This is a genomic window from Halobacillus mangrovi, from assembly GCF_002097535.1.
GTDB lineage: Bacteria > Bacillota > Bacilli > Bacillales > Halobacillaceae > Halobacillus > Halobacillus mangrovi_A.
The window spans coordinates 511,407-536,222 of record NZ_CP020772.1; the positions used below are offsets into that span (position 1 = coordinate 511,407).

A 24,816-nucleotide genomic window follows, 5' to 3' on the forward strand; every position below is an offset into this window, starting at 1 on the left:
GTACGTTTTATTCATTTTTTGATTACAAGCCCTTGATGGAGCTATTACAAATGTGTCAGAACGGTTAAACTATAAAATTTTGGTACAAAAAGCTGTTCAGATCATGTAAAATGGGGTAATGTAAAATTTAACGGAGGTTTTACAATGTTTACAAAAAATAAATACTTAAATAAAAACACTGCATTCAAATTGATAGCATATGCCGTTGTCATCGGAATGTTTTGGTTAAAAATGAACTATATACAGAGCAATATTTTTACATTAAATGTTGAAAATGCGAATGAAGCTAGCATTCTAGCGTTCAATCCGCTAAGCAGCATTTTCTTAATCTTCGGGATTGGGATACTACTTGGTGGTCGTAGGGGGATGTTAGTGTCCTACATTCTAGGATCTTTGCTTCTTTACGTAAACATACTGTTCTACCGTGAGTACAATGATTTCATCACGATTCCTATGTTGAACCAGGTAGCGAACTTGGCTGGAATGGGAGGCAGCATTCAAACGATCCTTGAATTCAGTGACATCCTATTGTTTGTGGATGTTTTGATAGCCGCATTCTTGCTGTTCTATCTTAAGCCGCAACGATTGACCAGCTTTACACCTAAACGACGTGAAGGGATCATACTAGCTATCATTGCCATTCCATTGTTCATGGTCAACTTGCAATGGGCTGAACAAGAGCGTACAGATCTTCTTGAACGTACTTTCGACCGAAATATGCTTGTTAAATATATCGGCTTGATCAACTATCACGTGTATGATGCGGTTCTTCAAGGAAAGACCGAAATGAAGAAAACTCTGGCAGATAGTAACGAATTAGTACCTGTCATTAACTACATGAATGAGAATAAGCAGGAAGATAGCGATCGTCTCGAAGGTGTGGCTGAAGGGAAAAACGTGATTTTGCTTTCCCTTGAAAGTACACAGACGTTTGTTGTTGATAACAAACTGCACGGAGAAGAGTTGACTCCATATTTCAATGATTTGAAAGAAGAAGGTATTTACTTTGATAACTTCTACCACCAGGTCAAGCAGGGACGTACATCAGATTCTGAATTCCTTCTTGCGAATTCCATGTATCCTTTGAATCGTGGTGCGGTTTTCTTTACGCACTCAGGAAACGAATATGAAGGCCTGCCTTCTCTATTAAGTGAAAATGGCTATTTTACAAATGTAATGCATGCGAATGATAAGACATTCTGGAACCGAAATGTCATGTACGATTCTTTAGGTTATGATGAGTTCTTCTCCAAAGAAGATTATGAAGTGACACCCGAGAAGTCACATGGCTGGGGCTATTTAGATGAATACTTTTTCTCTGACTCTTTAGACAAGATGAAAGAGATGGATAAGCCGTTTTACTCTAAAATGATTACACTCACAAACCATTATCCTTTCTCATTGCCAGAAGAGGAGAAGTTCATTGAGGAAGGCGAAACATCCAGTGGTACGCTGAACCGTTACTTCCAAACGATTCGTTATCAAGATGAAGCTTTGAAGCAATTTGTCGAGGAATTCAAGCAGTCTGAACTCTATGATAATACGATTCTAGTTATCTATGGAGACCACTTTGGAATTTCAGAAAATCACCAGGAAGCAATGGGTGAGTACCTTGGTAAGGAAATCAATGATTATGAACAGTTTCAATTGCAACGTGTTCCAATGCTGATTTATGGTAAAAGCATTGAAGCAGAGAAAAACCACACGGTAGGTGGTCAGGTCGACCTTCGTCCTACACTTACAAACTTGTTAGGCATTGAGGATTCTAACCCTGTACAATTCGGTCATGACTTGTTGGACAAAGACCGACGTGAGTTAATGATTACACGTGACGGCGATTTTGCGAGTGATGAATATGTTGGAATACAAGGGGTTTGTTATGACAGAGAAACAGGTGAAGAAGTCGAAGCTGATTCCTGTGAGCCTGGATTTGAAGCAGCTCAGGAGGAGTTGAGCGTGTCTGACTCTGTTATCTATGGAGACCTGTTACGTTATCTTGACGAAACCGAAATGGTTGATACGAAAGGTAAACAAAATAAAGAAGAATAGCTTCTATACTCGGCTTGCAGTGAAACCCAACGTTTCCTGCAAGCTTTTTTGCGTTTAAACCATTCAACTATATAGCAGGATTCTGAAAGACTCGACATCTACATAATTTCGGTTAGGCGGTTTCCGTTAAAATGACAAGTGCTTGGAGATCCGGGAAATGGCTTGCTTTCCGTGGGCATGCGCTGAGTCTCCTCGAGCTATCAACTCTCCGGGGGCTCATCTGTCATGCTCATCCCACAGGAGTCTCACCATTTCCCGGACCTCCTTAAGATTATTTGGAAAAACGGAAACTCCTTTGAAAGATGTAGGCCAACGACATCTTTACATTCATTTACATAGTGGTCATACGCTGTAGTGACTTTTGATAGGTTTTGATATACCTAAGATCTCTGGATACTCACGCTGATATTAAATGGGTCCGTTCAGCACAAAATAGATGGGTTAGCTGGAAAACGGCGAGACTCCCGCGGGAGAAGGAGATAGGCGAGACCCCACAAGGAGCAAAGCGACTGAGGAGACTTGCCAGTTCCCCCGCAGGAAAGCGAGTCATTTTCCAGCCAAAACCCTATCTGTAATAACGTAACGGATCCCAGAAGGCCTCGAAATTGAGTATTCATGAGGCTATAAATGAGTAATGAAACACCAACAGGACTAATAATTGATAAACCTAAGAAAGGTAATGAACGTAAAGCATAATGGATGTGAGACAGCTTAGGGATGTCCTACAATTAGGGATAGGTGAAGAAGAGATGGAGAGAATAGAAACAGTAATGAGCGAGGTGGAACGATGAAAAAACCAGACGTTGAAGACTATTTACAGGAAGGCATTTATGGAAGCAGAGAAACAAAACCATCAGAACGGAAAAGGTTTCTAGGCACTTTGCGTGAACGAATCGTTCTGATGCTGACAAAAGCTCAAGTGATGCAAGAAGCAGGGATGGATGAATTATCACAACAAATGAGAGAACATAAAGATGCAAAGCTGCTGTTGAACGGTAAAGTCAGCTATCAATTTCGAAAACCATATTCCCGTCTAGCAGATCAATACGGTATTCATACTACATCTGTCTCAGATCAGGAAACAGATACAGACGTAGGGGTATTACTGGTCGTAGACTACCCAATTGAAAAAGAAAAGATAGAGGTAGAAACTAATGAGCCTCCTTCTTCTGAGGAAGAATCGCAAGAAGATAAAGGATTGAAAAGAATTCTAAAATCTTTATTTAAAACCCCAAAGTGAGCTTTATGTATTAGGGGTAATCTCGCGATGTATGAAGTGTGGGGAAATGGGCTCGTTTGAAATGCGGTCCTCTTTTATACAGAAAAAAGCAGATGCTCCTTTTAAGCATCTGCTTTTGAATATTCGACTCTGTTAAATGCAAACCTTAAAAAATATCTGACCATACTTTTATAGTCGTGGCCAGGATAAGGAGAGCCAATACGGTCTGAAGTACTTTTGTATTGACTTTCTTACCTGCATTTGCACCTAGAGGAGCAGCGATCAGGCTTGCAACGACCATTATGGCTGCTGGGAAATATTCAACTTGCCCTGTAGTCACCTTTCCTACCGTAGCTCCAATAGAAGAGATGAGCGTTATGGCAAGAGAAGAAGCGATAGTCATACGTGTAGGGATTTTCAGTACGACAAGCATGATAGGAACGAGTAAGAATGCTCCAGCTGCTCCTACAATTCCTGCACCAATACCTACAATAAGAGCTAGAGAGGCAGCCAGCCATCGATTGAACTGAACTTCATCGAGCTTCTGATCGTCCAACCCTTTTTTAGGTACGAACATCATAATGGTGGCAATTAAAGCCAGAATTCCATAAACAATATTAATGCCGTTCTCTGACATGAAACGGGAACCATAACCTCCGATGAAGCTACCGATCAGGATACTGACTCCCATATATAAAATCAGCTGTTTATTAAGGTAACCACCCTTGCGATAAGCCCAGACACCGCCGATCGTTGCAAAAAATACTTGTACAGCACTAATGCCAGAGACTTCGTGGGCCGTGAAAGCTGTAAAACCTACGAGCGGGGGAATGTACAGGAGCATTGGGTATTTTATAATCGATCCCCCGATCCCTAACATTCCTGATACATAAGAACCTACGAATCCAATAAGAAATACTGTAATAATTAAACCGAAATCCATTTCAGCAACCTCCTTAAAAAAGGGAACCGTTCAAAGGTTCCCTTTTTGACTATTTAGCCTTTTTGAATCCAGAACTTGAATACGCCATTTTCTTCTTCGTGTTGTAGAAGTTCGTGACCGCCAGACTTCGCCCATGCAGTAAGATCGCTTTTAGCACCTTGGTCAGTTGCGTGAATTTCCAGAACATCTCCGCTATCTACTTCTTTCATCGCTTTCTTCGTTTTAACAATTGGCATTGGGCAAGCAAGTCCTGTTGCGTCTAGTACTTTTGTTACGTTCATATTAAATACCTCCAAATAAATAGTTATATTCTTCATATCTAAAATAGCTGCTAAGCTTTAAGAAAATAATGCGTTTTATCTGACTGCGCAACGGTTAGGTCCGATTTCCATTTCGCGTTGCTTTTCGTTGTCAGGGGTGATTTTACCCATATTTGTTTCACGAATTTCTTGATAAGCATTTGGCTGTGGCGGCAGGTTCTCTGTCACCATTTTTCTAAATTCATCTTGATCATCGATATTTAAACCATGGTTCTTTTCAAAAAGTGTACCTAGTTTCTCAGCGACAGTGCCATCCTCGTTCATCTCATCCATAATCATGAAGTGAGCTGGAAGAACGACAAGCTCATCAGAGAGTTCTTTATAACGTGTATAAAGGGTTTCTCTTAGGTCCATTACCCAGTCTTCTGCTTTACCGGCAAGGTCTGGACGACCAATAGAATCCACGAATAGAATGTCGCCGGACATTAAGAATTGATCATCGACTACAAAAGAAGTAGAACCGATGGTATGACCTGGTGAATAAAGTGCATTGATATCGATCGTAGTGTTTCCAATCGTTACTTTTTCACCATCTTCAAGTGGTTGGTAATCAAACGTTACTTCTCCTGCATCTTTCGGTGGCAGCCAATAAGTGGCACCGGTTGCTTCAGCAATTTTGCGCCCACCTGAAATGTGATCCGCGTGTAAGTGCGTATCAAAAACGTGTGTGATGTTTACTCCCAATTTCTCTGCGAAATCTGTATAAGCATCAATCATACGTGTAGAATCGATAATTGCAGCTTCTCCGTTAGAGGTGACCATGTAGGAAAGGCAGCCCTTACCGATACGGACAAATTGGTACAGTTCGCCTCCATCATTCAAGTCACTTACTTTAATAGGCTCTAGGTGTTCACTCCACGCTTTCATGCCGCCTTCAAGAGAATAAACGTTGGTTACCCCCTCATCATTAAGCATCTCAGCAACCATTTGTGAAGATCCGCCTTTAGCACAAGCGACTACGATCTCCTTATCTGATGGAAGTTGATCCATGATTTCTTCGACACCATCAAGCAATTCAAAATAAGGGATATTCAAGTATTCGAAGTTCTTACCTTCGATTTTCCAGTCGTTAAAATCATCTTCTGTTCGTACATCTAATAGAAACAGTTCTTCATTGTTAAGAACTTTCTTAGCCATTTCTTTAACAGTCATTTCTTGTACTGCCATTCCATTTACCCCCTTAGGTATATTTTCGTTTAAAATTTTTTATTTGTTAAGTGAAGTTGTATCTCCAGACCATTCACTCATGCCTGGAACGACGTTATAAACATTTTCAAAGCCTTTTTCTACAAGTTTTTGGGCTGCCATGTCGCTTCGGTTTCCTGTACGACACACAACATAAACTTTCTTAGAACGATCCAATTCATCAGCGCGATCATCTAATTCGCCTAGTGGAATGGACGTTGCTTCAGGAATGTGCTCAAATGCATATTCCGCAGATTCACGCACATCCAAAATTAGTGCATTTTCATCAGAACGAACATTTTGCAGTTCTTCATTATTTACAACTTTGTCATGTTTTGTTTCTTGAGAGTCTTCATCACTAGCTTTTCGTACATAGTGCTTCAGAACATCTCCTTCTTCAACTGTGCCAAGGTACTGGTGGCCAGCACTTTTAGCCCATGCAGCTAGATCTGCTTTAGAGCCTTTGTCTGTTGCAAGCACCTCAAGTACCTGACCTGCTTCAATATCTTTCATTGATTTCTTTGTTTTCACAATCGGCATCGGGCAAGCAAGGCCCTTAGCATCTAATGAAAGGTCTGTTTTAATATCCATTGATCAACATCCTCCTAATAACCCATGCGGGTATGATTGTTATTTGGTTGGTCCTTCCCAGCTCATCATTCCGCCTTCCATATTGGTGACGTCATATCCTTTTTCTTCTAAAAGTTGTGTGGCACGGCCACTGCGTCCGCCTGATCGGCAAACCATAATATATTCTTTAGATGAATCCAGTTCATTTGCGCGAGTTTCAATGGAACCAAGAGGAATATGCTTCGCTCCAGGAATCATCCCTTGAGCGACTTCGTCATCTTCACGCACATCTACAATGTTCAACTCTTCTTCTTGTTCCAAAAGGTTTTTTACTTCATTTGCAGTTAAAGTTTTCATGTTCCTTTACCTCCTATTAGATAAACAGGTTCACATTGCCGTCTTCAGCGTCTGCTAAATAAGCGGCTACACCAGCGTATTCAATTTCATCAAGCAATTCGTCTTTTTGAAGTCCAAGCAGGTCCATTGTCATTGTGCATGCCACAAGATTAATATCTTGTTCCTGCGCCATTTCGATAAGGTCAGGAAGCGGCATTGCATTATGCTTTTTCATGACGTCTTTGATCATTTTAGGACCGAATCCTGCAAAGTTCATTTTAGAGAGCCCCATTTTATCCGCACCGCGAGGCATCATCTTCCCGAACATTTTTTCCATAAACCCTTTTTTCGCAGTGATGGGTTCATCTTTTCTAAGAGCATTCAGCCCCCAGAACGTGTGAAAGATCGTTACTTCATGATCATACGCTGCTGCACCATTGGCAATGATATAAGCAGCCATCGCTTTATCATAATCTCCGCTGAATAAAATAATATTTGTCTTTTTTGTTTCCGACATGTAATCTCCTCCTTAATTTATATACATATACGGGCAAGGGTATATTGTTATTTAAAAAAATTTATCTGCTTTTGACAAGCAATTGCACGGCCTCGTTAATGGAGTCCTCTTTATCTTGTGAATCATCGGCCTCTTGAATGCACTCCACAAGATTGGAGCTCACGACAAGACCAATCGTACGATCAATCGCACTTCTGGAAGCAGACAGCTGTGTGATGACGTCTTTGCAATCTTTTCCTTCATCCATCATTTTCAAGACGCCTCGCAGTTGTCCTTCTAAACGCTTCACTCTATTTCTCATAGCGTCATTATATTCCATGGTATTGACCTCCTTTTGTGGAGTTTTTTAGGTCGCTGTTGACCAGCACATGAACAATCATATACCCCATAAGGTATAATGTCAACAGGTAAAACCAAAAAAATTTAGCATAAGGGGTTATACCTTTTGGAACCTTATGACTAAAGGGGTGAGACAGTGGAATTATGGATGGATACAATTAAAGTACTTGGAAGGATTGTTACGATTCTCCCGTTATTATTATTTATTGGATTATTTATGGGTAAAAGATCGATTGGTGAATTACCCGTATTCGATTTCCTGGTTGTCCTTGTCTTGGGATCTGTGGTTGGCGCAGATATTGCTGATCCGAACATCAATCATATTCATACGGTAATTGCTATGATTGCTATAGCATTTGTGCAAAAGTTCGTCATCTGGAGCAAGCTTAAGAATAGGAAAATCGGAAAGCTTCTCACTTTTGAGCCTACGATAGTGGTCTTTAAAGGTGAATTAATAGAAAGGAATTTACAGGACATCAATTATTCCATTGATAACATATTACAAATGTTACGAGAAAAAGAAGTTTTCCATATTCAAGATGTAGACATGGGGATTATTGAAGCCAATGGACGACTCTCTATTAAGTTAAGGTCTGGGAAAGAGCCAGTCACAAAAAAAGATATGAACATATATACAAGGGGTGGGGGGTATGAAGTTCCGGTGATCATGGATGGAGAGATTCAGACAGATATCTTATATAGAACGAATAAAGATGAAAAATGGCTTAAGCAACAATTAGATGAATATGGGGTATCAAATAGTAAGGATGTATTTTATGCGGCGATTTCCGATCAGGGAGAGTTTACATTGTTGAGAAAAGGGAAAGAGCAAGGGCCTCTTCCTCCTATACAGCATTAAGGAAGTCTTACCGGAAAAAGCAGGAGTGTACTTCAGAGGTAACCAACTCCTGTTTTTTAATTCAGCTAAACAATATATTCCTTAAGATAGTTACAAGTACCCCATGCCGCATTTATGGTTCAAATAAATTAGGAGTAAAGAAACCATTTGTAAGGTTAGTTTCAAAAAAAGACCTATAAAGAAGAAAATAATTCTAGCAAAACCAATATATAGTAGATAGTTAAACCTATATTTAAAGAGTTCATTAGGTCAAACAACAAGAGTGAGGAACGAAGAGGTGTAAAAGAATACGACTATAAACCCGAATGTGGAATCGATTCCTGTATCTTTAGAATTATTTTTCAGATATCATGTAACCGTTATATCAGTTTAGTATCGAGCGCTTACATTGTGGTTACTGTCTGCTTAAGGTGTCAAAAGTCCCTGGTTATTTGCGTTTATTAATTCCATTTGCTTCCTGTGAAACCATGTATTAGGTTTAAGTCGAAAGCTTTCATCCATAAAATTTTTAGGGAGTGTGAATGATGAAGAGAGGTAAAAAGTTATCTGTAGTACAAGGGGTAGCGTTATCGGCTATCATGCTAGTGGGAGGATTGGTTCAAACACCTGGAATCGCAAATGCAGCAGAGAAAAGTGAAACAGAAACTGCGGTTTGGTCTCGTGAAGACGCTCAGAATTATAATCTGAATAAAGAAAATACCGCACCTGATATCGACAACGTTGATCAAGTCGCTCCTGATTATTGGGTATGGGATACATGGCCGTTACGCAATCGTGATGGGTCGATCGCAACCGTAAACGGGTACAAAATTGTTTTTGCGTTAACTGCATCTAAAGAATATACATGGAGTGGCCGTCACGACGAAGCAAAAATTCGCTACTTCTACTCTAAAAACGGCAAAGATTGGGAGATGGGCGGTTTATCTTATGATCCAGACAAAGCATTAGGATCACGCCAATGGGCTGGTTCAGCGATGATGGAAGAGGACGGAAAGGTTCACTTATTCTATACAGCAAGTGGACGTAAAGGAGAAGAAAGCACGACGTTTGAACAGCGATTAGCTAAAACAACGTTTGACATTGATGTAGACAAGAAAGATAAGTCCGTTGAGCTAAGTAATCATGGCGAGCACATGATCCTTGCTGAAGCTGATGGAGAGTACTATGAAACACAAGATCAAAAGACAGGGGATATCATTTATTCCTTCCGTGATCCTTGGTTCTTCAAAGATCCAAAAACGAAAAAGGAATACATCATTTTTGAAGGAAACTCTGCAGGTTATGAGAAAACTTTAGATCCAGAAAATATCGGCAGTGAAGAATTCAGAAAAGACCATGAAGTTCCAGCGGGTGCTGAGGACTATAACGGAAATGTCGGAATCGCTTCTGCAGAGAATGAAGACCTGACAGAATTCGAATTGCTTCCACCGCTTCTTGAAGCAGACGGAGTAAACCAACAACTGGAGCGTCCACATGTTTTAGTCAAAGGCGGACAGTACTACTTGTTTACGATTTCTCACCAGTTTACATTCGCACCTGGTCTAAATGGTCCAGATGGTCTCTACGGATTCGTTAACGATTCCCTTCGCGGTGATTATCAGCCGTTGAACGATAATGGACTTGTGGTTGCGAACCCGGAAGATGATCCATTTATGACGTATTCTCACGCTGTCATGCCAAATGGTACAGTGATCAGCTTCGTGAATGAGTACATTGATGAAAATGGTAATAAACAGCTAGGCGGTACGTTCGCTCCTACTATAAAACTGTCCATTAATGGAGACGAAACAAAAGTGAACGGCACCCTTAAGCCTGGTCAAATTATTCCATCACACTAAAAGGAGGAATTTCTGTGAGTAAAAAGACTAAAGTCTTCGGTTCGATCCTTGGAATGGCAACATTATTTTCCTCCATACTTACTCCTGCTTCTGCTTTTGCGGAAGAAGGAACGTCCAATTGGACTAGAGAAGACGTGACAAAGATAGAACAGAACGCTGATAACACAGCTCCTGAAATTTCAAAGAAAGATTTAGAACAGATTGCACCAGAATATCACGTATGGGATACATGGCCGCTTCGAAATAAAGATGGCTCCATCGCCACGGTAAATGGTTATAAAATCATTATGTCCTTGACGGCTCCTAGCGATGTCCTGCCTGGGAAACGCCATGACATTGCTGAAATCCGCTACTTTTATTCTAAGGATGGGAAAGACTGGAAGTTAGGTGGAAAAATATTCAAAGAAGGGGAAGCGCTAGGTTCAAGGCAGTGGGCAGGGTCTGCCATGATCGACGATGGAAAAATCCATTTCTTCTATACAGCGACTGGCAGAAAAGGTGAAACGCAATTAACCTATGAACAGCGTCTGGCTAAAGCATCTGCAGATGTAGACGTTACAAAAGGCGAAATTCAATTTTCTAACTGGTCAGATCATGAAATCATTCTAGAGCCGGAAGGAAAGTATTATCAAACAAAAGAGCAATCAGCTCAAGGTGACATCGCTTACGCATTCCGTGACCCATGGTTCTTCAAAGACCCGAAATCAGGTAAAGAATACATTTTGTTTGAAGGAAACTCAAACGGCACACCTGCTGAGCGCACGTGTCAGGCTGAGCATATTGGGTCTGAAGAATTTGCTGCAGACCATGACGTACCTGAAGCATCTACGCTTTTTAATGGAAGTATTGGGATAGCGGAAGCGAAGAACAGCGAGCTGACTGAATACGAAATCCTTCCTCCGATCATGGAAGCGAACTGCGTGAACCAGGAGCTTGAGCGTCCGCATATTGTCACAAAAGGAAACCAATATTACTTATTTACAGATACACACAAGAATAAGTTTGCACCTGGAATCACAGGTCCGGACGGGCTATATGGTTTTTCGTCTAATTCGTTGACAGAAGGTTATGAGCCGCTGAACGGAGATGGATTAGTTGTAGCGAATACAAAAGCTGAGCCATATCAGACGTATTCCTGGATGGTCATGCCAAATGGGACAGTTATCAGCTTTGCCAATTTCTATGACTTGAATGGACTGTCTATCAATGAAATTGGTCAGCAATCTGAACAATTCCAGTTCGACCATTTTGGTGGAACCTTAGCTCCTTCTCTTAAAATTTCTATTCATAAGGATGAAACTAGAATCGTCAAAGAGCTGGAAGCTGGCGTATTCAAATAAACGCAAAGGCTCGGACAAAAACGTTCTAGCCATTCTAAAACCCGAATGACGGTGAGAGTCTTATGATAAGATCTCACCGTCATTCGGGTCTTTTATAGTATATTTAACTCCAATTTTCTTTTTAGCTCCATTTTACGTGCATTTGTCTTGTAAGATGGAAGTACGTCCGCTCCTACAAAATACTTCGCTTTCCGTGGGCACGGCCTCAGCCGCCCGCGAAAAGCGGAGTGTATTTCCGAAGCGGTCGTTCTGAGCATTCGAAATTTCCCTACCCTTAGTTGTCCGTCTTTAGATTGGAGCTACATCCAGCGCCAGCGCCTTTTGTGCTAATTATACTGATTGATCAATACAGCCAATTAGACGTTCTTCAATATCTTTAGCAATCGCCTGAATGTTATCATCTTCTACCATTTGAATAAGGGACGTAGGTTTAGGCATGCCTATTTTAGTCGTTCCATCCTCGGTATAAACGACCATTTTACAAGGGAGAAAATAGCCGGCAAGTGTATTTTCATTTAAAACACGCTGAGCTTCTTTAGGATTACATACCTCCAAAATTTTAAACTCTTTTTCAAATTCCAATCCTTTTTCGTGGAGCTTATCCTTTAAGTCAAAATTCCAAAGGACACCAAATTTCTGCTCCATCAAATTTGCTTCTAAGCTTTCAACGGCTTCATCCATACTTTTCTTCGTTTCCACGGTGTAGTCAAACATAAAATAACCTCCTCAAAGATTAGACTCGCTTTTCATATACCCTTACCTGTATGAAGTTATTCGTTTCTCAGAAAAGAAAATGGTCGTCTTTTTCATAACGATAGCCGTCCGCCTCACTTTTCGTTGGATCGGGATCATATAAGACATACTTTTTCCTATGTGTTCGTAAAAAATTCAAAACCAAGAATAGAATGCCAAAAGGAATGGCGACGTAAATGAGGGTGAGGCTTCGGCTAAAGTGAGACGATAAAGAGTATGCCAGTTACGAATAGCGATAAGATTTCAATAACGATCAACGGAAGACCTCCAGTGTTGTGTCTCTATAAGTACGATGAATGAAAAGAGTACGCACCAAAAAATTTTTAGATTTTTATAACAAATTTACTTGTAATAAAACATGATTATATGTAATAATAAAACCATAATATAAATGAAAGCCCTTTCTAAGTTCGGTTGAAAGTGTTTTTTATAACATTAAAAGTTGTAACAAAAGGTGGGAAGAGGATGATTGATACAAAACCTTTGTTAGAGAAGAAGGATAGTCAATCCGCACAATATCCTAGACCTCAGTTTCGGAGAGAAGAGTGGATTGATTTAAATGGCACTTGGAAATTTCAATTCGATGATGAGGATTTAGGAGAAAAAGAAGCTTGGTTTAAGCATGGGGTGCAGGGAGAAGATATACAAGTTCCTTATGCATACCAAAGCGAAATGTCCAAAGTGAACAACAATGAGCACCATTCAATTATCTGGTACGAAAAATCGTTCGAATGGCAAACAACGAATAATGAAGTTTACCTTCATTTTGAAGCTGTAGACTATTACACAAAAGTCTGGGTCAATGGACAACTCATAGGAGATCATGAAGGTGGACATACCCCTTTTAGTTTTCTTTTAACCCAAGCTCTAAATAGTGGAGAGAACACGATTGTTGTAAGGGTGCAAGATGAAAACAGTGTGGAGCAGCCGATTGGAAAACAATCATGGAAATCCGATAATTTTCTATGCTGGTACACACGGACCACGGGCATATGGCAATCGGTTTGGTTAGAAGAAGTATCCTCCATACATTTGCAGGAAGTGAGGATGACTCCAAGTGTGGAGGATTCAACGCTTCATTTGCAAGGACGTGTAAAAGGAAACTCAAATCCCGTCTATCTGGAAGCCGAAGTATTTTTTGAAGGTGAATGGATCACGACAGCTGGAGCCTGGGTCAAAACCACTCAGTCTTCTATTGACTTAACGTTAGATGTACAGTCTGACGAAGCTGATTTTCGAGTGTTCTACTGGTCTCCGGATCATCCTAATTTATACGATATCCGATTTACTATAAAAGACCGGAGCAAAACGTATGATCAAGTGGAAAGTTATTTCGGTATGAGAAGCATCGAGGTCGAGGGTGAGAGAATTCTTTTAAATCGTGAGAGTTTTTATCAAAGACTATTATTAGACCAGGGCTATTATCCAGGCGCATTAATGACAGCAACATCCAAACAGATGGAAGAAGACTTGAAAAAAGTAAAAGAGATGGGCTTTAACGGGGTAAGGCGCCATCAAACGATCGCTGATCGACGATATATGTACTGGTGTGATCGTTTAGGTTTAGTCATGTGGGCTGAAATGCCAAGCAGCTTCCTTTTCTCCACGACCTCTATGGCTCGAATGATGGAGGAGTCCAGGGAGATGATCGATAAACATTACAATCATCCATCCGTCATCATTTACACGCTGATGAACGAATCATGGGGTGTGAACGAAATCTACCATCGTGAAGATCAGCAAAACTTTGTAAACGCTTTATACTATCAGGCAAAAGCGTTCGATCCGACTAGACTTATTGTAGGGAATGATGGCTGGGAACACACGTTGACTGACATTTTAACGGTTCATGACTATAACTCGGATCCCGAGTCAATGAGTCACAGCTATAGGAATAAAGAGGAATTTGTAGATGGAAGTCCATCAAAGACAAGTTGTAAACAAAACTACGCTCAAGGATATCATTATGGCGGGGAGCCGGTTGTCATTAGCGAATATGGTGGGATAGCATATGGATCCACAAAAGGAGAGGATTGGGGGTATGGGGCTAGACCCGAATCTCAGGAAGAAGTTCTCCTTCGTTTGGAACAACTGACAAACGTGATAAAGGATACGAACTACATTCAAGGGTTTTGTTATACCCAATTAACGGATGTCGAGCAAGAAGTGAATGGCTTACTGGATCATAATCATGAATACAAGTTTGACCCGGAAAAAATCAGGAGAATTATTGCACAGCAGTCAAGCGGCTTTGTTTTTGAATAATATGGAGGAGGTAATAAACGGTGGAATCAGCAAAATCAATGGTTTCGAAAGATGTGGATAAGCGAGAGAATATTAGTAACAAAGAGTTTGCCTCTTATTTTGGGTACGGGTTTGGTCAATGTATCAGCTTTGGATTAGTCGGTTCTTATATACTGTTTTTCTACACAGATATCTTAGGGATTTCGGCGGCAGCAGCAAGTATGATTTTCTTAATTGCACGTACGTGGGACGCGATTAATGACCCGATGATGGCTTCTGTCATGGATACCTTGCATTCGAAGCACGGGAAGTTTCGGCCCTATTTGAAATATATGCCCTTTTTCATCGCCCTCATCACAATCGTTTGTTTCCTCCCATTAGACGGGTTAAGTAATACATCCAAAATATTATTCGCCGGGGGTACTTATATTGTGTGGGGCATGATCTATACGGTTTCTGATGTGCCGTATTGGTCATTATCCACAGTGATGAGCCAGGATGCTCAGCAGCGTACAAAACTTATTACTTTTGCCAATATGGGAGTCTTTGCAGGAATCGGTCTTTCTCCTGTTGTATTCGTTCCACTGGCTGAATGGCTGGGCCAAGGCGACCAGGGACAAGGGTATCTTCTGGCTACTGTCGTTTTGATGGCTTTTGCCCTTCCTGTCATGCTTAACGGCTTTAAAAATACGAAAGAAAGAGTGAAGCCTCCAAAAACAAAAGTTAAGTTATCGGATGCTGTACGAGCTGTAAGGGCCAATAAACCGATGTTCGCTGTGCTGGTTGTTTTCTTCTGTAATGTCTTTATGAACATTACTCAAGCTTTAAATGTGTACTTTTTTACGTACAATCTTGGAAACGCTTCCCTGATGTCGATATTCGGAATCATCAGTTTGGCAAGCTGTATTGGGTTCTTTTTAATCCCGAGTCTTGCTAAAAGATTTAAGAAAAAACATTTGTTGATGACCATTGTCGCAATGGATATCGTCATACGAATCATTTGGTTCTCTGTCGGTTATTCTAGTGTCATTGTTTCCTTTGTCTTTATCGCTGTTACCATGCTTCTCTATACAGCTACCGGACCTTTAATTTCTTCCATGTTAGCAGAGACAATTGAGTACACGGAACTGAAGACAGGTAAAAGGAATGAAGCGGTTACGTTCTCAGGACAAACCTTCACAGGAAAATTATCTGTCGCTGTCGCAGGTGGACTTACGGGTGTTATATTAACCTGGATCAACTATTCACCTAATCAAGATCAGTCCGTGGCGACTATGAATGCGTTATTCTTCGTCATTGCCTTATTGCCTGCACTTGGTTCACTGATCAGGTTGATCGTCATGTACTTCTATTCTTACACAGAAGACGAATACAATGATGTAGTTGAGAAACTCGAAGAAAGAAAGTTAGAAGAAAATCCTGTACAATAAACGCAGCCCCTCTGCCATATGGCAGAGGGGTTTTGTGAAGAATATCTTTACCATCTGCTATAATAAATATAGATTATGCAGATTTCCAGGTGGTGTCCCAAGTGAAAAACTTACAATTATCATTTGATAATATGCTCTCGATCAGCAAGGCGTTAGCCAATCATACGCGTATTGAAATGTTAAAGATTCTTAGCGAAAAACCTCATAATGTTAACGAACTGAAAGAGAAATTGGGCCTCCCTTTTTCTACGACAGCTTCACACGTCAAAAAGTTGGAAGAGGTAGGTTTAATTGTAACGGAACTTGTTCCGGGAAGAGGAACTCAAAAAGTCAGTGCGATTAATTACGATCGAATCGTTATGGACTTATTCTCAGATGATCCTAAGGTTAATGACCATGAAATAAGGTTTGAGATGCCTATTGGTGATTACTTAGATTGCTACGTTGTTCCTAACTGTGGGTTAGTGAGTGAAGATGGTTACATCGGCATGCAGGATGACCCCAGATCCTTTTACGAGCCTGAACGTAAAAGGGCTCAGCTGTTGTTTTTTAGGGATGGTTACGTGGAATATCGTTTTCCAAACAGGATTCCTTACGGATATCAGGCAAAAGAAATTGAGTTTTCTGCAGAGGTTTGTTCGGAAGCTCCTAATTATAAAATGGACTGGCCGTCAGACATAACGGCATGGGTAAATGGACATGAAGTGGGAACATGGACATCGCCGAGTGATTTTGGGGGGGAGAGAGGAATCCTGACTCCTGATTGGTGGCGAACAAACTACACCCAATATGGTCTTTTGAAACAATGGAAAATTACGAATGAGGGTTGTTTCATTGATGGATCTAAAGTCATAAACAGCCTCACATTAAAAGATTTAATGGCAGGGGACCAACCTTATATCTCTTTTAAACTCGGGAACAAAGAGGATGCCTTGAATAAAGGCGGAATGAACTTATTTGGGCCAAAGTTTGGAAACTACGAACAAGGCATCGTTATGCATTTAAAGTACGAAGAGCGAAATGAATAACTTACTACTAGAAGGATAGACCATAATCAGTTGTGCGAAAGCCATGAAGCTGGTTTGAAATTACTGAATAACACCTTTATAAAGAAAAAACAGGTAAAAGAACATCCGGACATCATTCTTCTTGGTGTTTGATTGTATGATTCTCTCTTATTGTATTAGAATAGAGAGAGCAAAAGAGAGGACGTGAAGACAATGGAAAAAAACATCAAGCTGATTGCTTTGGATTTAGATGGAACACTCGTTAATTCAAAAGAAACGGTGTCAGAAAGAAACATTGAAGCTATATTGAAAGCGAAAGAGCAGGGCCTTCAAGTAGTCTTAAGTACAGGTCGGTCTCTTTCCCGTTGCAGACATATAGCAGAAGCATTAGGAGAATCTTCTTATATTGTCACGATTAACGGTGGAGAAATTTATAACGGTCAATTTGAATTAGTCGAACAAAACAAGTTGAAAAAAGAACACGTACGCCGCTTATGGGAATTGAAAAAAGAGCATGGACTGTACTTCTGGTCCTCTACTGAACAAGGTCTATTCAATACTCAGAATCCATTTGAAGGAGAAGTGGAAGGGTATGACTGGTTGAAATTCGGTTATGATATTGAGGACGATCACGTTCGACAAATCATATTAGATGAGCTCAATAAATACGATTCTTTTGAAATTACGAATTCCAGTCCTACTAACATTGAAATTAATCCAGCAGGAGTTAATAAAGCCGCTGCTCTAGAAAAGGTTTGTGACTGGTTAGAGCTGAAGATGGACGAGGTTATGGCTGTGGGTGATAGCATGAATGATATCGCAATGATCCACGAAGTCGGATTTGGAGTCGCGATGGGAAACGCGCAAGACAAAGTGAAAGAAGAGGCGGATTGGGTTACGCTGACAAATGATGAAGACGGAGTCGCGCACGCAATTGAAAAAGTACTGAAAAACTTATAAGTGTTGAAGAGAACGTAGAAACCTGAGGTTTGCAAAAGCAGCCGCCGGTTTCTTTTTTAATTTATTGAAAGCGTTTACTTTTTCTGTGAAGGAAATGTAAGGGAAAAGTAGAATACATACACTGGGTAGTTTAAAACTGAGGTTTCAGTTATAGGAGGAGCTTATGAAAGCACCATACATAAAAGAAGAGCATGAAATACTACGCAGGTCGTTAAGGAAGTTCCTTGATAAAGAAGCTTATCCTTATTTTGAAGAATGGGAAAAGCAAGGCGGAATCCCTCGCACTTTTTGGCAGAAGCTTGGACAAAACGGGTATTTGTGTCCGTGGTTAGAGGAAGAGTACGGGGGCTTTGAAGCTGATTTCGGCTATTCAGTCGTTATAAATGAAGAACTTGAGAAAGTAGGCACAGGATTGATAGGGATAGGATTGCACAATGATATCGTTGTTCCTTATCTTCATTCTTACGGGACGAAACAGCAAAAAAAGAAGTGGCTCCCTAAATGCACAACAGGAGAACTCATTACGGCCATTGCCATGACTGAACCAGGGGCAGGGTCCGACCTCGCTTCCATTCGTACTACGGCAGTCAAGTCAGAGAACTACTACATCTTAAATGGTGAAAAAACATTTATTACTAACGGTGTGCACGCAGATCTCGTAGTCGTAGTATGCAAAACAGACCCTAAAGCATCTCCTGCCCATAAGGGCATCAGTCTTATGATTGTAGAGAAAGATACTCCTGGTTTTAAAAGAGGGAAGAAGCTGGATAAAATCGGCCTGCACAGTCAGGACACCTCCGAACTGATTTTTGAAGATGCGAAGGTACCGGCAGAAAATCTTCTCGGACAAGAAGGACAAGGGTTTTACTATTTAATGAACCAGCTGCAGCAGGAGAGGCTGATCGTAGGGATAGGCGCTATAGCGGCCTGTGAACGCATGCTTGACTTGACTGTCAATTACGTGAAAGAAAGGCAAGCCTTTGGGAAGACCATCGCGTCATTTCAAAACACGCAGTTTACATTGGCGGAGCTGCAAACGGAAGTGGAAATCGGGCGTACCTTCCTCGACAGGACGATCGAATCCCATATGAAGGGGGAAGATGTTGTAAAGGAAGTGTCCATGGCCAAGTGGTGGACCACGGATTTAGTCAAGAAAGTAGCTATGAAGTGTATGCATTTGCACGGAGGCTATGGCTATATGGAGGAATATGAAATCGCAAGGCGTTTTCGGGATGCTCCCGTAACTGCCATCTATGCAGGCTCTAATGAAATTATGAAATCGATTATAGCTAAAAAAATGGGATTGGAATAAGGGGGAATCACCATGAATGAAGTGGTTATTGTAGAGGCAGTAAGGACACCTGTGGGAAGAAGGAATGGACTTCTCAGCCAATTGAGACCGGATGAAATGTTAAGTCACGTATTCAAAGAATTAATCTCAAGGTCCGGGATAGAAGCAAAAGAAGTGGAAGATGTCATTGCCGGGTGTGTGACGCAAGTAGGTGAACAAGCCAGTGATGTAGCCAGAATGGCTGCACTTATAGCAGGCTTTCCGATAGAGGTGCCTGGAGTAACGATCGACCGTCAATGTGGGTCCAGCCAGCAAGCGGTACATTTTGCTTCACAGGCTATAGCGAGTGGCGATATGGATGTAGTCATTGCCGGTGGAGTGGAAAGCATGTCAAGAGTACCAATGTTTTCTAATATGAAAGGAACCTCTTATAGTGAAGAGTTGTGTGAACGTTATGAAATGATTAATCAAGGGTTATCTGCTGAGCGTATCGCAGAAAAATGGGGGTTATCAAAACAAGAGCTTGATGATTACGCCGTAAAAAGCCACGAACGTGCTTTACAGGCCATTAAAGAAGGAAGATTTGAAAAAGAAACAATTCCCCTTGAAGTAGTAGACGAAAATGGAGAAAAGATAACGGTGCGGTTGGATGAAGGTCCACGCCCCGGCACCACTCTGGAAGTTCTAGCAGAGTTAAAGCCTGCTTTTAAAGAAAATGGAAAAATCACAGCAGGAAACGCCAGTCAGATGAGTGATGGAGCTTCGGCCGTTTTATTGATGTCACGAAAAAAAGCAGAAGCTCTCGGTTTACGTCCGCGGTTCCGTATCACGGCACGATCTGTCGTAGGCTCCGACCCTACCTTGATGCTTACTGGACCCGTCCCAGCTACTTATAAAGTGCTTCAAAAAGCCGGGCTGAGTATTAATGATATAGATCTGTTTGAAGTGAATGAAGCATTCGCCCCCGTCCCGTTGTTCTGGATGAAAGAAACTGGGGTGGATCATTCTAAGTTAAATGTTAACGGAGGGGCAATCGCTTTAGGGCACCCGCTGGGGGCGACAGGAACGAAACTGATGACAACGCTAATGCATGAATTAGAAAGGTCGGGTAAGCGATATGGACTGCAGGCGGTTTGTGAAGGGTTAGGAATGGCCAATGCAACCATTATTGAACGACTGGAGGTAGAAGAATGAATGTCAAAGAAATCATCGCTGTCGTCACAGGAGGAGCATCTGGGCTAGGGGAGGCAACTGTCCGTAAGGTGATTCGGAACGGAGGAAAAGCCGTTATAGCTGACCGGGATACAGAAAAAGGGGAAAAACTTGCCGAAGAGCTTGGTTCACAAACATTATTTGCGGAGGTGGATGTCACATCGGAAGAAGATATCAATGCAATGCTGGACACGGCGATTGAGCATTTTGGACAAGTGAATACAGTCGTAAACTGTGCAGGGATTGTAGTAGGTGAAAAAGTCATAGGACGTGAAGGTCCGCATCGGTTGAGCTCTTTCTCGAAAGTTGTTGAAGTAAATCTGATCGGAACATTTAACATGATCAGGCTTGCTGCAGAACGTATGAAGCACAATGAGCCGAATGAAGAAGGGGAGCGCGGAGTTTTCGTGAATACGGCCTCCATTGCAGCTTTTGATGGCCAAATCGGTCAAGCGGCTTATAGTGCTTCGAAAAGTGGAGTCATTGGTATGACGCTACCTATATCGCGTGAGCTAGCCCGATACGGGATACGGGTGATGACAATAGCACCTGGGCTGTTTGAGACACCAATGTTCAGCCAGCTTCCTGACAACGCCCGAGAAGCTCTAGGGGATATGACACCATTTCCGAAGCGGCTGGGTAAACCCTACGAATATGCCAAGCTTGTGCTGAGTATCACTGAGAATCCTATGCTAAATGGGGAGGTGATCCGCTTAGACGGAGCGATTCGAATGCAGCCAAAATGAAGCAGGTAAGGTTCTTGTTCTCTATGACTAAAACATAAAGAGGAGTCGATAATAAATGGGGCCAACATTGAAAAGTATGTTTGAACAGACGGTTGGGAAGTATGCCAATAAAGAAGCGTTAGTGGATACGCGACTAGGTACCCGTTGGACTTACAAGCAATGGGACGACGAAGTAAACAGAACAGCGAATGCTTTAAGGGCGTCAGGTGTTGAAAAAGGAGATCTTGTTTCAACTGTTCTCTTCAATACAGCTGAATTTGCAACTACACTGTTCGCTTGTACGAAAATTGGAGCTGTTTTCAATCCAATCAACTTTAGGCTTATGGCTAAAGAGCTCGAATTCATACTTAAAGATGCGGATCCTAAAGTTGTTTTATTCGAAAAAGCAACGGCTTCTCAAGTCGAACTTGTGGTGAACAAGCTTCCAGACATAGAATTTTGGTCCATTGATGAACAAGACCTTACTTATGCTTTGAATTACTATGACAAAGTGAGCGGAAAAGGTACGACAAGACCTCAATGTGAGCTGGATGAGAACGATCCTTATGCGATTATGTACACGTCCGGGACAACTGGACTTCCAAAAGGAGTCATTCATTCTCATCGCAATATGGTTGATCAGGCTTTACTGATGACCGCATGTTTACATCTGTCTGATAAAGATCGTGGGTTAACCGTTGCCCCTATCTTCCATTGCGCCGAACTGCACTGTGCATTCTTCCCTCGAGTAATGACAGGTGCTTCGAACATCATCATGCACCACTTCGATGCTCCTGCGGTCATTGAAACGGTCAAACAAGAGCAGATCACTTCCTTTTTTGCGGCTCCAACGATGTGGAATATGATGATCCAAGAGGAATTCAGTAAAGAAGACTTTGAATCTCTTCAAAGAGGATTATATGGAGGGGCACCAATGGCCCCTGCACTGACAACAAGGCTGCACGAGGTGCTTGGGGTACAGCTCATTCAAGCCTATGGTATGACAGAAATGGGCCCAGCAATTACGGGGTTAATGGAAGAGGAACAAATATCGAAAGCTGGTTCTGCAGGAAGACCGCTTCTGAACCATGAAGTCAGAGTTGTGCAAACGAATGAGCATGGACCAGCGGAGCCTGAAGCGATATGCAAACCAGGAGAGCTTGGTGAGATCATCGTCAGAGGACCAAGCATGATGCTGGGCTATTATAACCGACCTGAAGCAACGGAAGAAGCTCTTTATAAAGGTTGGTACCATAGCGGTGATATCGGCTCTTACGACGAAGATGGGTATCTGTGGGTGAGTGATCGGGTGAAGGATATGATTATTTCCGGAGGAGAGAACATCTATTCAAGGGAAGTAGAAGATGTCCTTTTTGATCATCCTGGAGTACTTGATGCAGCAGTCATAGGAGAACCTGATGAAATGTGGGGAGAGCGGGTGGTCGCCTTCATTGTCAAAAAGGACACCCAATTGAATGAAAAAGTTCTCGACGAATTCTGTACATCGGGAAGCAGACTTGCCCGTTACAAACGCCCGCGCAGGTATGAATTTGTGGATGAACTACCTCGTAATGCGAGTGGAAAGCTTCAAAAATTTAAGCTGAGAGAACGAACGAAGGCTCTCTCCGAATAAATAATAAATAAGCCTACAGCCCTGACATGGGCCGTAGGTTTATTTTTTTCGTAAAGAAATTAAAAAACGTTAATACTTTGCCCGGGTGAATGACAACCCCATCCAAGGGCGCATGCGCCTTTGTTCCAAGGACGGCTAAAATTCGGGTTATTTCCCGGGGAATATTCGACATAGTTTCAACTGGAAAGATGAATTAGGCTTTATGGAACATTGTCTTCATCTGTTCAATCGGCTGACGTGTACGGGCATGGGCGTAATCTTGAAATGGACAACCCAGGTCTTGGACCCGTTTTATCGTCGTATCGATTGTAAATTGTTCAGGGGTTAATCCTTTTTTTACTTCGCTCCAGAACAAGGGGGCAGCTACCGTTCCTTTTTCAGTCGCTCTTGCAGAATATGGGGCGACGATCGTTTTACCTTCTGCATGTTGAACATAATCTAAATATAAACGGTTGCCTCTATTCTTCTTTAATCGTTCAATCGTAAAAACATCTGGTTTTTCTTTAATGAGTAATTTGACCAAAGAATGGGTGAAGCGGCGAGTCTCCTCATAAGACATGCTGCCTTCTTCGATAGGAATATGGATTTGCATCCCTTTATTGCCGGATGTCTTGACGAAGCTCTCTACTTCTAACTCATCCAGAAGGTGCTTTAATAGCTGAGCAGCGAGGATTGCCAATGGAAATTGTTCTCTACCAGGCGGGTCCAAATCAAAAACGATCTCGTCAGGATCTTTTCCGCCAGCTTTCTGAAAGGGAATATGGAATTCAAGTGCTCCTTGATTCCCAAGCCAAAGAAACGCAGGCAGGTTTGAACACGTGATGAAAGCCTCACCTGCTTCAACCCATTCTCCTACAAAATCAGGGGCATAATCAGGCAAATGCTTTTGAAAGAAAGATTCTTTATAAATCCCATCAGGGTACCGGATAAGTGTAATTTTCTTCTCTTTTATAAAGGGGAGGAGATAAGGCGCGATATTTCGTAAGTAAATCAAATAATCTTCTTTCGTTTTCCCTGGCCACAGTTCTTTATCTGTGTGTGTAAAATCGACTTCAGTAGGAAAAAGGGACAGGTCCCACTTTAATTTATCCTTTGTGCATTCTTCGGGGGATAGATCAAATCGAAATCTTGAAAACATCGGTTCTCTCATCTCACCTTGGTCCGCATGGAGACAATGGACATCGACACACACACTTGGTTCAAGAATCCAGGACTTGCCTTTTTTAATACCTTTTTGTTTGAAAAAGGTCCGTAATGTCTGCTCCTCTTCTTTATCAAACCCATGTTTAAAGGTTCCAATAGGGAAATGTTCCTCTCCATCGACACCTTCAATTTGATAATAACTGTTCTGAGGATTGAAAGAAGTTAGAAAGCCAGAAACCGATCTCCAATTTTTATATTTAATCCAACTTCTCACTCGTTTCCCTGGTGTGTATTTGCTATTGGTCGTTTTAGCGATAATTCCTTCACCAAGATGGGTAAAGACGATGGACTTAATATCATTAATCTCTTTATATTCTTGTACATACTGAATTCTTGGACTGTCCAGGTGATGGATGATTTCCTTCAATTGTTGTTTTCGCTTCTTATAGGTTTCATTTGGTTTATTAATGAAATCAAAGGCCATGAACGTTGCCGGTCGCCGGGTGGCATAATAGTTGATTTTATCTGAACTTCTAAGTCGTCCTCTTTGCTGGAGAAGAGAAAAATTGGCTTGAAAAGGCGTATTAAGTATAACCAGTTCTCCATCCAATGTAATAGGCAGGGAAGGGGGAGTGAGTTGCTCAGAAAGACTTATAATTTCAGGGAAACGTTCAGTTAGATCTTTTCCATTACGACTAGTCAAGGTTATTCCATTTTCTGTCCACGTTAAGATCACCCGAAAACCATCGTATTTAATTTCATATCTCCATTTTTCACCTGTTGGAAGTTCGTCAGCCATCGTCAAAAGCATTGGCTCTATCATTTCCACCACCTACCTTTTTCTTTAGTTTGAGGCTGTGGGTTTCTTTTAAACATAAATTTCTTTGAAACGTTCATGCTAAA

At 41.5% G+C, this 24,816-nt stretch carries 22 protein-coding genes; 13 read left to right on the forward strand and 9 right to left on the reverse strand.

The features are described from left to right. The first annotated feature begins 144 nt into the window (after window positions 1-144). A complete protein-coding gene (locus tag HM131_RS02660) occupies window positions 145-2,049 on the forward strand; it encodes an LTA synthase family protein (protein ID WP_085027676.1) in 1,905 nt (634 codons plus the stop codon). A gap of 787 nt (window positions 2,050-2,836) precedes the next feature. After that, entirely contained in the window at window positions 2,837-3,289 is a 453-nt protein-coding gene (locus HM131_RS02665; RefSeq protein ID WP_085027678.1) for a YueI family protein, read from the forward strand. 145 nt (window positions 3,290-3,434) lie between these two features. On the opposite strand, the gene HM131_RS02670 is transcribed toward HM131_RS02665, so the two are convergent. The 7 genes from HM131_RS02670 to HM131_RS02700 all read right to left on the reverse strand — a co-directional run bounded on the left by HM131_RS02670 (window position 3,435) and on the right by HM131_RS02700 (window position 7,458). Next, a complete protein-coding gene (locus HM131_RS02670) occupies window positions 3,435-4,211 on the reverse strand; it encodes a sulfite exporter TauE/SafE family protein (protein WP_085027680.1) in 777 nt (258 codons plus the stop codon). A 53-nt stretch (window positions 4,212-4,264) separates the two neighbouring features. Then, entirely contained in the window at window positions 4,265-4,492 is a 228-nt protein-coding gene (locus tag HM131_RS02675; protein WP_085027682.1) for a sulfurtransferase TusA family protein, read from the reverse strand. A gap of 75 nt (window positions 4,493-4,567) precedes the next feature. After that, window positions 4,568-5,698: an MBL fold metallo-hydrolase gene (locus tag HM131_RS02680; RefSeq protein WP_085027684.1), complete on the reverse strand. Its 1,131-nt coding sequence runs from the start codon at window positions 5,696-5,698 to the stop codon at window positions 4,568-4,570. A gap of 39 nt (window positions 5,699-5,737) precedes the next feature. Continuing rightward, window positions 5,738-6,307 (reverse strand): sulfurtransferase TusA family protein, encoded by a 570-nt coding sequence (locus HM131_RS02685; RefSeq protein ID WP_085027686.1) that lies wholly within the window; start codon window positions 6,305-6,307, stop codon window positions 5,738-5,740. 39 nt (window positions 6,308-6,346) lie between these two features. After that, window positions 6,347-6,643, reverse strand: coding sequence for a rhodanese-like domain-containing protein (locus tag HM131_RS02690; protein WP_085027688.1), 297 nt, complete (start codon window positions 6,641-6,643; stop codon window positions 6,347-6,349). 16 nt (window positions 6,644-6,659) lie between these two features. After that, a complete protein-coding gene (locus tag HM131_RS02695) occupies window positions 6,660-7,139 on the reverse strand; it encodes a DsrE/DsrF/DrsH-like family protein (protein WP_085027690.1) in 480 nt (159 codons plus the stop codon). 61 nt (window positions 7,140-7,200) lie between these two features. Continuing rightward, window positions 7,201-7,458: a metal-sensitive transcriptional regulator gene (locus HM131_RS02700; RefSeq protein ID WP_085027692.1), complete on the reverse strand. Its 258-nt coding sequence runs from the start codon at window positions 7,456-7,458 to the stop codon at window positions 7,201-7,203. Window positions 7,459-7,614: 156 nt separating this feature from the next. Between HM131_RS02700 and HM131_RS02705 the strand changes: the two genes are divergently transcribed. The 3 genes from HM131_RS02705 (at window position 7,615) to HM131_RS02715 (ending at window position 11,515) form a co-directional block, all read left to right on the forward strand. After that, entirely contained in the window at window positions 7,615-8,337 is a 723-nt protein-coding gene (locus HM131_RS02705) for a DUF421 domain-containing protein (RefSeq protein WP_232324854.1), read from the forward strand. A gap of 524 nt (window positions 8,338-8,861) precedes the next feature. Further along, window positions 8,862-10,175 (forward strand): glycoside hydrolase family 68 protein, encoded by a 1,314-nt coding sequence (locus tag HM131_RS02710; protein ID WP_085027694.1) that lies wholly within the window; start codon window positions 8,862-8,864, stop codon window positions 10,173-10,175. Between the two features lie 14 nt (window positions 10,176-10,189). Next, window positions 10,190-11,515, forward strand: coding sequence for a glycoside hydrolase family 68 protein (locus tag HM131_RS02715; protein ID WP_232324855.1), 1,326 nt, complete (start codon window positions 10,190-10,192; stop codon window positions 11,513-11,515). 330 nt (window positions 11,516-11,845) lie between these two features. Here the strand turns inward: HM131_RS02715 and HM131_RS02720 are convergent, their stop codons facing one another. Continuing rightward, on the reverse strand, window positions 11,846-12,229 hold the full coding sequence (locus HM131_RS02720) for a DUF302 domain-containing protein (protein WP_085027696.1): 384 nt from the start codon (window positions 12,227-12,229) through the stop codon (window positions 11,846-11,848). A 504-nt stretch (window positions 12,230-12,733) separates the two neighbouring features. On the opposite strand from HM131_RS02720, the gene HM131_RS02725 reads away from it, so the two are divergent. The 8 genes from HM131_RS02725 (at window position 12,734) to HM131_RS02760 (ending at window position 22,770) form a co-directional block, all read left to right on the forward strand. Continuing rightward, entirely contained in the window at window positions 12,734-14,533 is a 1,800-nt protein-coding gene (locus tag HM131_RS02725) for a glycoside hydrolase family 2 protein (protein ID WP_085027698.1), read from the forward strand. A 20-nt stretch (window positions 14,534-14,553) separates the two neighbouring features. Further along, window positions 14,554-15,942, forward strand: a complete 1,389-nt coding sequence (locus tag HM131_RS02730) for an MFS transporter (RefSeq protein ID WP_232324856.1) — start codon at window positions 14,554-14,556, stop codon at window positions 15,940-15,942. A 101-nt stretch (window positions 15,943-16,043) separates the two neighbouring features. Continuing rightward, entirely contained in the window at window positions 16,044-16,970 is a 927-nt protein-coding gene (locus tag HM131_RS02735; RefSeq protein ID WP_085027700.1) for an ArsR/SmtB family transcription factor, read from the forward strand. Window positions 16,971-17,162: 192 nt separating this feature from the next. Then, entirely contained in the window at window positions 17,163-17,909 is a 747-nt protein-coding gene (locus tag HM131_RS02740) for a Cof-type HAD-IIB family hydrolase (protein WP_085027702.1), read from the forward strand. 163 nt (window positions 17,910-18,072) lie between these two features. After that, window positions 18,073-19,221: an acyl-CoA dehydrogenase family protein gene (locus HM131_RS02745; RefSeq protein WP_085027705.1), complete on the forward strand. Its 1,149-nt coding sequence runs from the start codon at window positions 18,073-18,075 to the stop codon at window positions 19,219-19,221. A 12-nt stretch (window positions 19,222-19,233) separates the two neighbouring features. Beyond that, complete coding sequence (locus HM131_RS02750) at window positions 19,234-20,394, forward strand: thiolase family protein (protein WP_085027707.1); 1,161 nt, start codon at window positions 19,234-19,236, stop codon at window positions 20,392-20,394. Further along, window positions 20,391-21,158 carry a 3-hydroxyacyl-CoA dehydrogenase gene (locus HM131_RS02755; RefSeq protein WP_085027709.1) on the forward strand — a complete coding sequence of 256 codons (768 nt, stop codon included), beginning with the start codon at window positions 20,391-20,393 and terminating at the stop codon, window positions 21,156-21,158. The genes HM131_RS02750 and HM131_RS02755 overlap by 4 nt, the downstream gene beginning before the upstream one ends. Window positions 21,159-21,213: 55 nt before the next feature. After that, complete coding sequence (locus tag HM131_RS02760) at window positions 21,214-22,770, forward strand: fatty acid--CoA ligase (protein WP_085027711.1); 1,557 nt, start codon at window positions 21,214-21,216, stop codon at window positions 22,768-22,770. 193 nt (window positions 22,771-22,963) lie between these two features. Here HM131_RS02760 and HM131_RS02765 read toward each other — a convergent pair whose 3' ends face one another. Continuing rightward, window positions 22,964-24,736 carry a DNA ligase D gene (locus HM131_RS02765; protein WP_085027713.1) on the reverse strand — a complete coding sequence of 591 codons (1,773 nt, stop codon included), beginning with the start codon at window positions 24,734-24,736 and terminating at the stop codon, window positions 22,964-22,966. Window positions 24,737-24,816 lie beyond the last annotated feature (80 nt).

Bases quoted from the DNA above. Each gene is read 5' to 3' on its own strand.
- HM131_RS02660 (WP_085027676.1), top strand. From the start codon at position 145: ATGTTTACAAAAAATAAATACTTAAATAAAAACACTGCATTCAAATTG.
- HM131_RS02665 (WP_085027678.1), top strand. From the start codon at position 2,837: ATGAAAAAACCAGACGTTGAAGACTATTTACAGGAAGGCATTTATGGA.
- HM131_RS02670 (WP_085027680.1), bottom strand. From the start codon at position 4,211: ATGGATTTCGGTTTAATTATTACAGTATTTCTTATTGGATTCGTAGGT.
- HM131_RS02675 (WP_085027682.1), bottom strand. From the start codon at position 4,492: ATGAACGTAACAAAAGTACTAGACGCAACAGGACTTGCTTGCCCAATG.
- HM131_RS02680 (WP_085027684.1), bottom strand. From the start codon at position 5,698: ATGGCAGTACAAGAAATGACTGTTAAAGAAATGGCTAAGAAAGTTCTT.
- HM131_RS02685 (WP_085027686.1), bottom strand. From the start codon at position 6,307: ATGGATATTAAAACAGACCTTTCATTAGATGCTAAGGGCCTTGCTTGC.
- HM131_RS02690 (WP_085027688.1), bottom strand. From the start codon at position 6,643: ATGAAAACTTTAACTGCAAATGAAGTAAAAAACCTTTTGGAACAAGAA.
- HM131_RS02695 (WP_085027690.1), bottom strand. From the start codon at position 7,139: ATGTCGGAAACAAAAAAGACAAATATTATTTTATTCAGCGGAGATTAT.
- HM131_RS02700 (WP_085027692.1), bottom strand. From the start codon at position 7,458: ATGGAATATAATGACGCTATGAGAAATAGAGTGAAGCGTTTAGAAGGA.
- HM131_RS02710 (WP_085027694.1), top strand. From the start codon at position 8,862: ATGAAGAGAGGTAAAAAGTTATCTGTAGTACAAGGGGTAGCGTTATCG.
- HM131_RS02720 (WP_085027696.1), bottom strand. From the start codon at position 12,229: ATGTTTGACTACACCGTGGAAACGAAGAAAAGTATGGATGAAGCCGTT.
- HM131_RS02725 (WP_085027698.1), top strand. From the start codon at position 12,734: ATGATTGATACAAAACCTTTGTTAGAGAAGAAGGATAGTCAATCCGCA.
- HM131_RS02740 (WP_085027702.1), top strand. From the start codon at position 17,163: ATGGAAAAAAACATCAAGCTGATTGCTTTGGATTTAGATGGAACACTC.
- HM131_RS02745 (WP_085027705.1), top strand. From the start codon at position 18,073: ATGAAAGCACCATACATAAAAGAAGAGCATGAAATACTACGCAGGTCG.
- HM131_RS02750 (WP_085027707.1), top strand. From the start codon at position 19,234: ATGAATGAAGTGGTTATTGTAGAGGCAGTAAGGACACCTGTGGGAAGA.
- HM131_RS02755 (WP_085027709.1), top strand. From the start codon at position 20,391: ATGAATGTCAAAGAAATCATCGCTGTCGTCACAGGAGGAGCATCTGGG.
- HM131_RS02760 (WP_085027711.1), top strand. From the start codon at position 21,214: ATGGGGCCAACATTGAAAAGTATGTTTGAACAGACGGTTGGGAAGTAT.
- HM131_RS02765 (WP_085027713.1), bottom strand. From the start codon at position 24,736: ATGATAGAGCCAATGCTTTTGACGATGGCTGACGAACTTCCAACAGGT.